This window comes from Streptomyces sp. CBMA156 (assembly GCF_014596515.1).
Classification (GTDB): domain Bacteria; phylum Actinomycetota; class Actinomycetes; order Streptomycetales; family Streptomycetaceae; genus Kitasatospora.
Genome location: NZ_MSJQ01000073.1, coordinates 1 through 7,513 on the forward strand (window position 1 = coordinate 1; position 7,513 = coordinate 7,513).

A 7,513-nucleotide genomic window follows, 5' to 3' on the forward strand; every position below is an offset into this window, starting at 1 on the left:
CGTACGGGGGGCGACGGCGGTGGCGGTGCTGGCCGTCGGGGCGGGCCTGCTGACCCAGGTCGGCAGCGGCGCCGGGCCGGGGCGTACGGGAGCGGCGGGGGTGGGCATGGGTCTGCCGAGTCCGACCCCGGGGGCGACCGGTCCTGGACCGACGGTCGTGATCTGGGGTTGTGAGCAGGGGCCCTCGTCGATGGGGACGCCGGGCTGGCACTCGCGCGTGGTCACCCAGCCTTCGCCGGGGGGGTCCTCGTCGGGGGGGTCCTCGTCGGGGGGGAGTCTCGTCGGGGGGGGCTTCGTCGAGGATGCCGCTGGGGGGTCCTCGTCGGGGATGCCGCCATCGGGCGAGGCTTCGTCGGACTCGGCCTCGTCCGGAGTCCCGACGCCTGACCCGTTGTCCTCCGGTTCCCCCTCGTCAACCGGCGTCCCGTCGGGCCTGCCGCTGTTCTCGGGCTCGTCCTCCTCCTGGCCCACGTCCTCGGGCTCGTCGTCGAACGGGCCCACGTCCTCGGGCTCGTCCTCGGGCTCGTCCTCGGGCTCGTCCTCGGGCTCGTCCTCGAACCGGCCCACGCACGAGCTCTCGCCGTCGGCCTCGTCCTCGGAAAATCCGCAGGCCGATCTGATGGGAGCGGGCCGGTCCATCGGGGGCATGGCGATGACGAACTACCCCGACCACTACTCCGGCGTCTGCGTCTCCGCCCGCACGAACACGGTCTATGTGATGCGGGTCCCCGGCAGCGACCTGGACGCCACCGTGACCCGCATGGCGGCCGGCTGGCCCCTGCTGAAGGTGACGTTCGCCGACGTGCAGGCCTCCGATAACCAGCTCCGGGCACTCGTGGACCGGATCAAGGCGGACACCACGGAATGGCAGGCCAAGGGCGTGGCGATCAACGGGCTGACGATCGCCCCCAACGGCGCCGGCGTGGTGGTCGAGACCCCGCAGTGGCAGACGGCGGAGGCGGACATCAAGGCGCGGTACGGGCCCCTGGTGGCCGAGGTCCGCTGAGACCTGACCTCGACGTCCCTGTGTGAAGAGCGCCGAGCGTCGGCTGAGGGCGGTATCACCGAGCGGCTCGGTGGTTCCGCCCTCCGGCACGTCCACGTGCCCACGCGCCGCTCAGGCGGCCGTCAACTCCCGGGCGGTCATCCGGAACGCGCGGGCGTCCCGTCCTCCTGGCCGCCGTCCTCGGGCCCGGCCTTCTCCAGCGCCCGCCGGATCGAGCGCGGCACCCGGTACGGCAACCCAGCCGACCGCTCCCGCGCCCATTCCCAGCCAGCGGGCGTCGTCCTGGACCAGCCACCCGCAATCCGCCCCGGATACCGAAGAACGGACACGGCTCGACGGTCCGGACGCGGGAACGGCACCACGTAGCAAACGCCGAGGATGTCGGTGATCCGCTCCCAGTCCACCGGGCCATCCGGCACCGAGGCGAGACGACGCATGTCCGCCAACCCGGCCAGCACGATGTCCTCACACCACCGCACGACCGACCCCCGCCCCGGCCCCGTCACTACCTCCTCCGACGGAACCGCCGGCCCGTACTCCTCCGCCAGCCGACTCACCGACCCCGCAGCCAGCCCTCCCACAGCCATCCAACCGCAGAACGCCAGCCAGTGCCGCCCATACGCGTCCGCCGACGCCCACACCCGCGCCATCACCTCAAACTCGGACATCCGCGAACCACCCGGCCCCCTTGAGCACAGCAACCGCACCTGATGCGTGACGGACGCCACCGACACCACGTACTCCGACTCCACCACCCCGTCAGGCCAGTGGTCTGCCGCCAGCGGCCGCTCGCCCCTCACCTGCCCCCAGGCCACGGAGCCGATCTCCCCCAACCCTTCTTCCGCGCACACCCTCACCAGGGCGCGGGCATCGGCCAGACTCAACGGATCACCCAGATCCGCCGGCTCCGGCAGCTCCAGCGTCCTCCGCACCGAACGCGGCACGCGGTACGGCAACTTCGCGGAACGCTCCCGCACCCAAACCCGCCCAGCCGGACGATCCCTCGTCCAACCATCCGCGATCCGGGCCGCGAACCGGAAAGCGGTCAGCCGCGGGAAGTCCGAGAACAACCCGGGAATCCGATGACAGGCCCCCGCGATGTCGGCGATCAGCCGCCAGTCCACCGGACCGTCAGGCGCCGAAGCGATCCGCCCGATGTCCACCATCCCGGCCCGCACGATGTCATCGCACCAGCGCCCCACCGACCCCCGCCCCGACCTCGGCGCCACCTCCCCCGGATGCATCGACGCCGGATACCGCAGCGCCAACCGCCGCACCGGCTCGACCGCCTCACCCCGATAGGCCCGCCGCGCGCACCGAGCGATCCAATGCCGCCCGTACTCATCCGCAGCCGCCCACACCCGACCCAGCAACTCCCGGTCGGACCGACACCGACGCCCCGTGTACCGGGAACACAGCACCAACACGTGGTGACTCACAGCCGCAACCGACGCCGCGTACTCCCCCGCCACCAGTTCGCCCGCCCAGTCGGACGCCGCCTCAGGCGACTCGCCGCGCAGCCCGTCCCACGCCACGGACCGCAACTCGACCGGCCCCTCCCGCCCGAGCTCCCTGACCAGGACGTACGCCGAGAACCCGTCCAACCCGTCACCCTTCACGGTCTTCACGGTCCGGTCTTCTCCAGCGTCCGCCGGATCGACCGCGGCACCCGGTACGGCAACCCCACCGACCGCTCCCGCGCCCATTCCCAGCCGGCGGGCGTCGTCATGGGCCACCTGCCGGCAAGGCGCCCCGGATACCGGAAGGCGGTCAGCGCCCGACGATCCGGCGGAGGGAAGGCCACCTTGGAACAGACGCCCAGGATGTCGGCGATCCGCTGCCATTCCACCGGCCCGTCCGCCACCGAGGCGAGACGACGCGCATCCACCAACGCGGCCAGCACGATGTCCTCACACCAGCGCGCCACTGGCCTTCGCCCCGGACCCGTCGACACCTCCTCCGACGGCACCGCCGGACCGTACTCCTCGGCCAGCCGACTCACCGCCCCAGGAGCCAGACCCCCCGCAGCCTCCCAACAGCAGAACGTCAGCCAGTGCCGCCCGTACTCGTCCGCCGACGCCCACACCCGCGCCATCACCTCGAACTCGGACATCCGCGAACCACCCGGCCCCCGGGAGCACAACAACCGCACCTGATGCGTGACGGACGCCACCGACACCACGTACTCCGACTCCACCAGGTTCTCGGGCCACAGGTTCGCCGAAGGCGGCCGGAATCCCGACACCTGACTCCGAGCCACGGAGTCGACCCGCTCCACTCCTTCTTCCGCGCACACCCTCACCAGGGCGCGGGCATCGGCCAGGCTCAACGGATCACCCAGATCCGCCCGCTCCGGCAGCTCCAGCGTCCGCCGCACCGAACGCGGCACCCAGTACGGCAACTTCGCGGAACGCTCCCGCACCCAAACCCGCCCAGCCGGACGATCCCTCGTCCAACCATCCGCGATCCGGGCCGCGAACCGGAAAGCGGTCAGCCGCGGGAAGTCCGAGAACAACCCGGGAATCCGATGACAGGCCCCCGCGATGTCGGCGATCAGCCGCCAGTCCACCGGACCGTCAGGCGCCGAAGCGATCCGCCCGATGTCCACCATCCCGGCCCGCACGATGTCATCGCACCAGCGCCCCACCGACCCCCGCCCCGACCTCGGCGCCACCTCCCCCGGATGCATCGACGCCGGATACCGCAGCGCCAACCGCCGCACCGGCTCGACCGCCTCACCCCGATAGGCCCGCCGCGCGCACCGAGCGATCCAATGCCGCCCGTACTCATCCGCAGCCGCCCACACCCGACCCAGCAACTCCCGGTCGGACCGACACCGACGCCCCGTGTACCGGGAACACAGCACCAACACGTGGTGACTCACAGCCGCAACCGACGCCGCGTACTCCCCCGCCACCAGCTCACCTGGCCAGTCGGACGCCGCACCCGGAGACTCACCGCGCAGCCCGTCCCACGCCACGGACCGCAGCTCGACCGGCCCCTCACGCCCGAGCTCCCTGACCAGGCGATAGAGCGATAGCCCGTCCAGCGCGTCACCCTTCACGGTCCGGCACCTCCAGCGTCCGCCGGATCGAGCGCGGCACCCGGTACGGCAACCCCACCGACCGCTCCCGCACCCAATCCCGGCCGCCAGGCGCTGTTTTGGACCAATCACCGGCAATCCGCCTCGGATAGCGGCAGGCGGACACTGCCGGACGATTCGGACGCGGGAAGGGCACCACGTAGCAAACCCCGAGGATGTCGGTGATCCGCTCCCAGTCCACCGGGCCATCCGACACCGACGCGAGACGACGCATGTCCGCCAACCCGGCCAGCACGATGTCCTCACACCACCGCACGACCGACCCCCGCCCCGCCGCTGTCAACGCGTCCTCCGACGGCACCGCCGGCCCGTACTCCTCCGCCAACCGACTCACCGACCCCGCAGCCCGACCCCCCACAGCCATCCGACAGCGGCGCGTCAACCAGTGCCGCCCGTACACGTCCGCCGACGCCCACACCCGCGCCATCACCTCCACCTCGGACAGGCGCGAACCAGCCGAACGCCGCGAACACAGCAGCCGCACATGGTGAATGACGGACGCCACCGACACCACGTACTCCGACTCCACCAGGTCCTTGGGCCACTCGGCCGCCGAGCGCGGCCACTCACCGGTCAGGTGACCCAAGGCCACGAATCCGATCTCGATCAGACCGTCGTCCGCACACGCCCACACCAGGGCGCGGGCATCGGCCAGACTCAACGGATCACCCAGATCCGCCGGCTCCGGCTGATCCAGCGTCCGCCGCACCGAACGCGGCACCCGGTACGGCAACCCCGCCGACCGCTCCCGCACCCAGGCCCGCCCAGCCGGACGATCCCTCGTCCAACCATCCGCGATCTCGGGTGGAAACTGAAGCGACGGAACCACAGCCAGGTTCGCGGGCTGGAAGGGCATCCGGTGGCAGGCGCCCGCGATATCGGCGATCAACCGCCAGTCCACCGGGCCATCCGACGCCGAGGCAAGGCCCCGAATGTCCGCCAACCCGGCCAGCACGATGTCCTCACACCACCCCGCGACCGACCCCCGCCCCGAGCCGGACGCCACATCCACCGTCGGCACCGACGGCCCGTACTCCGCCGCCAACTCCCGGACAGCCTCAACCGCCTCTGCCCGTCCGGCATTTCGGAAACACCGCGCCATCCAGAGCCGCCCGTACTCATCCGCCGACGCCCACACCCGGCCCAGCACCTCACGCGCGGACGGACGCCACCGACCCGACCGACGCGAACACAGCCAACGCACTTGGAGAGCAGCGGACGCCACCGACACCGCGTACTCAGCCGCCACCAACTCACCACCGGGCCAGTCGGACGACGCGCTCGGTTCCTCCTCACGCAGGCAATCCCAGGCCACCGAACGCAGCTCGATCAACCCCCCGTTCCCACACTCCACCATCAACCGGCGAGCCAGGGACCGGTCCATCGGATCAGCCCCCATGGTCCGGCAGCTCCAGCGTCCGCCGGATCGACCGCGGCACCCGGTACGGCAGCCGGGCCGACCGCTCCCGCGCCCAAGCCCGGCCAGCGGGCGTCGTCCTGGACCAACCACCCGCAAGCCGCCCCGGATACCGAAGAACGGACACGGCCCGACGATCCGGACGCGGGAAGGGCACCACGTAGCAAACCCCGAGGATGTCGGTGATCCGCTCCCAGTCCACCGGGCCATCCGAGACCGAGGCAAGACCCCGGATGTCCACCAACCCGGCCAGCACGATGTCCTCACACCACTGCGCGACCGACCCCCGCCCCGCCGCTGTCAACACGTCCTCCGACGGCACCGCCGGCCCGTACTCCTCCGCCAACCGACTCACCGACCCCGCAGCCCGACCCCCCACAGCCATCCGACAGCGGCGCGTCAACCAGTGCCGCCCGTACGCGTCCGCCGACGCCCACACCCGCGCCATCACCTCCACCTCGGACAGGCGCGAACCAGCCGAACGCCGCGAACACAACAACCGCACACGGTAAATGACCGATACCACCGACACCACGTACTCCGACTCCACCGCCCCCTCAGGCCAGCCGTTCGCCGCCAGCGGCCGCTCACCGCGCACCTGCCCCCAGGCCACGCCTCCGATTTCCCCGAGACCGTCGTCCGCGCACGCCCACACCAGTTCACGGGCATCGGCCAGGCTCAACGGATCGCCCGCGTCCTCCGGAAGTTCCAGCGTCCGCCGGATCGACCGCGGCACCCGGTACGGCAACCCTGCCGACCGCTCCCGCACCCAGGACCGGCCGATCCGCGACGTCGAGAACCAACTCTCCGCCAGCCACCGAGGAGCCAGCACCGGCCGCGCCGGCGCCAGGATGGCCGCCGGGCACGGGATCCGGTGGCAGGCGTCAGCGATCTCCTCGACCTGTCTCCGGGTCTCCTCCGGCAGATCGCCCGGCGCGTGGCGCGAGACCAGCTCGTGAATGTCGGCGAACCCGGCGTCGTGCATGTCCTCGCACCACCGCACCGACGCCGCATGACGCCGACGCCTGCCCGAGCGGCCCGCCTTCATACTCCGCGCCGCCGCCAGCAGCGCCCGGTGCCCGTCCGCTCCTCCGTACTCGCGGCAGGTGGCCAGCAGCCAACGCTGCCCGATCGAGTCCGTCTCCCGAAACCCGGTCACCAAAGCCGCCTCCGCCCGGGCCCCACCCGCCCACGCGTTCCTGACCCGCCGACAGACGTCCGCCACCCCCGCCAGGTACTCCGCCAGCGCCTCCGTCCCGGGCGCCACGCCCGCAACAACCGCCTCCGCCTCGAACACCCCGTACCGCGCGACGGCCCTCACCGCCAGGAAGCCTTGCACGGTGCACCACCTCAGCATCCCCTCCGCATCAGCGCGCTGCATCGGTCCTCGCCTCTCTCGGTCGGCTCCGGCAGGTCGGGCGGCGGTCGGCGGGGCTGGTCGCCGCCCCCGTGCTCGGCGGGGGCGGGGGCGGGCGTGGCCGTGGGGAGGCTGGTGGCCCGGGGTGGTCAGGCGTGGGCGCTGATCTCGCCGCCGGCGGAGAGGACGATGTAGACGCCGTTGGCGGCGGCTCCGGAGTCGTGCTGGTCGGCGTCCAGCGTGCCGTAGACCTCGTTGTTCATGCCCAGGATCTCGGCGCGGTAGTGGAGTTCGCCGGTCTTGGTGACCTTGGCCGTCCAGCCGCCCGCCAGCTTGACGGTGCCCGGGCCGGAGTGGGAGCCGCCCATCCAGGAGTGGATGGTGCCGTCCAGGGAGAGCACGACGAACATGCCGTTGGCGTTGAGTCCGGCGTCCTCGTTCTTCGTCTCCAGCGTGGCGAGGACCTGGCCGCTGTTGACGATCTTGGCGCTGTAGTTCTGGTTGCCGAGGTCGCGGATCTCCGCCGTGCTGCCGTCCACCAGGGTCGGGGAGTGGCCCGCGGCCGTCCCCTTGGGCGGGGCGGCCGGGGTGGTCACGCCGCCCTTGGAGGGCGCGGTGGCCGGGGCGGGC

7 protein-coding genes and 1 pseudogene are annotated in these 7,513 nt (G+C 72.0%); 2 read left to right on the forward strand and 6 right to left on the reverse strand.

From position 1 onward, the window contains the following. A pseudogene (locus BU198_RS06015) lies at positions 1-567 on the reverse strand (hypothetical protein); the annotation flags it as partial. Between the two features lie 79 nt (positions 568-646). Here BU198_RS06015 and BU198_RS06020 point away from each other — a divergent pair. Then, positions 647-1,006: a hypothetical protein gene (locus BU198_RS06020; RefSeq protein WP_188295801.1), complete on the forward strand. Its 360-nt coding sequence runs from the start codon at positions 647-649 to the stop codon at positions 1,004-1,006. A 137-nt stretch (positions 1,007-1,143) separates the two neighbouring features. Here the strand turns inward: BU198_RS06020 and BU198_RS06025 are convergent, their stop codons facing one another. Continuing rightward, a complete protein-coding gene (locus tag BU198_RS06025) occupies positions 1,144-2,634 on the reverse strand; it encodes a hypothetical protein (protein WP_188295802.1) in 1,491 nt (496 codons plus the stop codon). Further along, a complete protein-coding gene (locus tag BU198_RS06030) occupies positions 2,631-3,617 on the reverse strand; it encodes a hypothetical protein (protein ID WP_188295803.1) in 987 nt (328 codons plus the stop codon). The genes BU198_RS06025 and BU198_RS06030 overlap by 4 nt, the downstream gene beginning before the upstream one ends. Positions 3,618-3,630: 13 nt before the next feature. On the opposite strand from BU198_RS06030, the gene BU198_RS43255 reads away from it, so the two are divergent. Then, positions 3,631-3,753, forward strand: coding sequence for a hypothetical protein (locus BU198_RS43255; RefSeq protein WP_262987005.1), 123 nt, complete (start codon positions 3,631-3,633; stop codon positions 3,751-3,753). Between the two features lie 306 nt (positions 3,754-4,059). Here BU198_RS43255 and BU198_RS06035 read toward each other — a convergent pair whose 3' ends face one another. From BU198_RS06035 to BU198_RS06045, 3 genes are all read right to left on the reverse strand, one after another. Further along, positions 4,060-5,442, reverse strand: a complete 1,383-nt coding sequence (locus tag BU198_RS06035; RefSeq protein WP_188295804.1) for a hypothetical protein — start codon at positions 5,440-5,442, stop codon at positions 4,060-4,062. A gap of 55 nt (positions 5,443-5,497) precedes the next feature. Beyond that, a complete protein-coding gene (locus BU198_RS06040) occupies positions 5,498-6,865 on the reverse strand; it encodes a hypothetical protein (RefSeq protein WP_188295805.1) in 1,368 nt (455 codons plus the stop codon). Between the two features lie 167 nt (positions 6,866-7,032). Further along, positions 7,033-7,513: hypothetical protein (locus tag BU198_RS06045; RefSeq protein ID WP_188295806.1), on the reverse strand; the 481-nt coding region annotated here is incomplete at its 5' end.

Bases quoted from the DNA above. Each gene is read 5' to 3' on its own strand.
- BU198_RS06020 (WP_188295801.1), top strand. From the start codon at position 647: ATGGCGATGACGAACTACCCCGACCACTACTCCGGCGTCTGCGTCTCC.
- BU198_RS06030 (WP_188295803.1), bottom strand. From the start codon at position 3,617: ATGGTGGACATCGGGCGGATCGCTTCGGCGCCTGACGGTCCGGTGGAC.
- BU198_RS43255 (WP_262987005.1), top strand. From the start codon at position 3,631: ATGTCATCGCACCAGCGCCCCACCGACCCCCGCCCCGACCTCGGCGCC.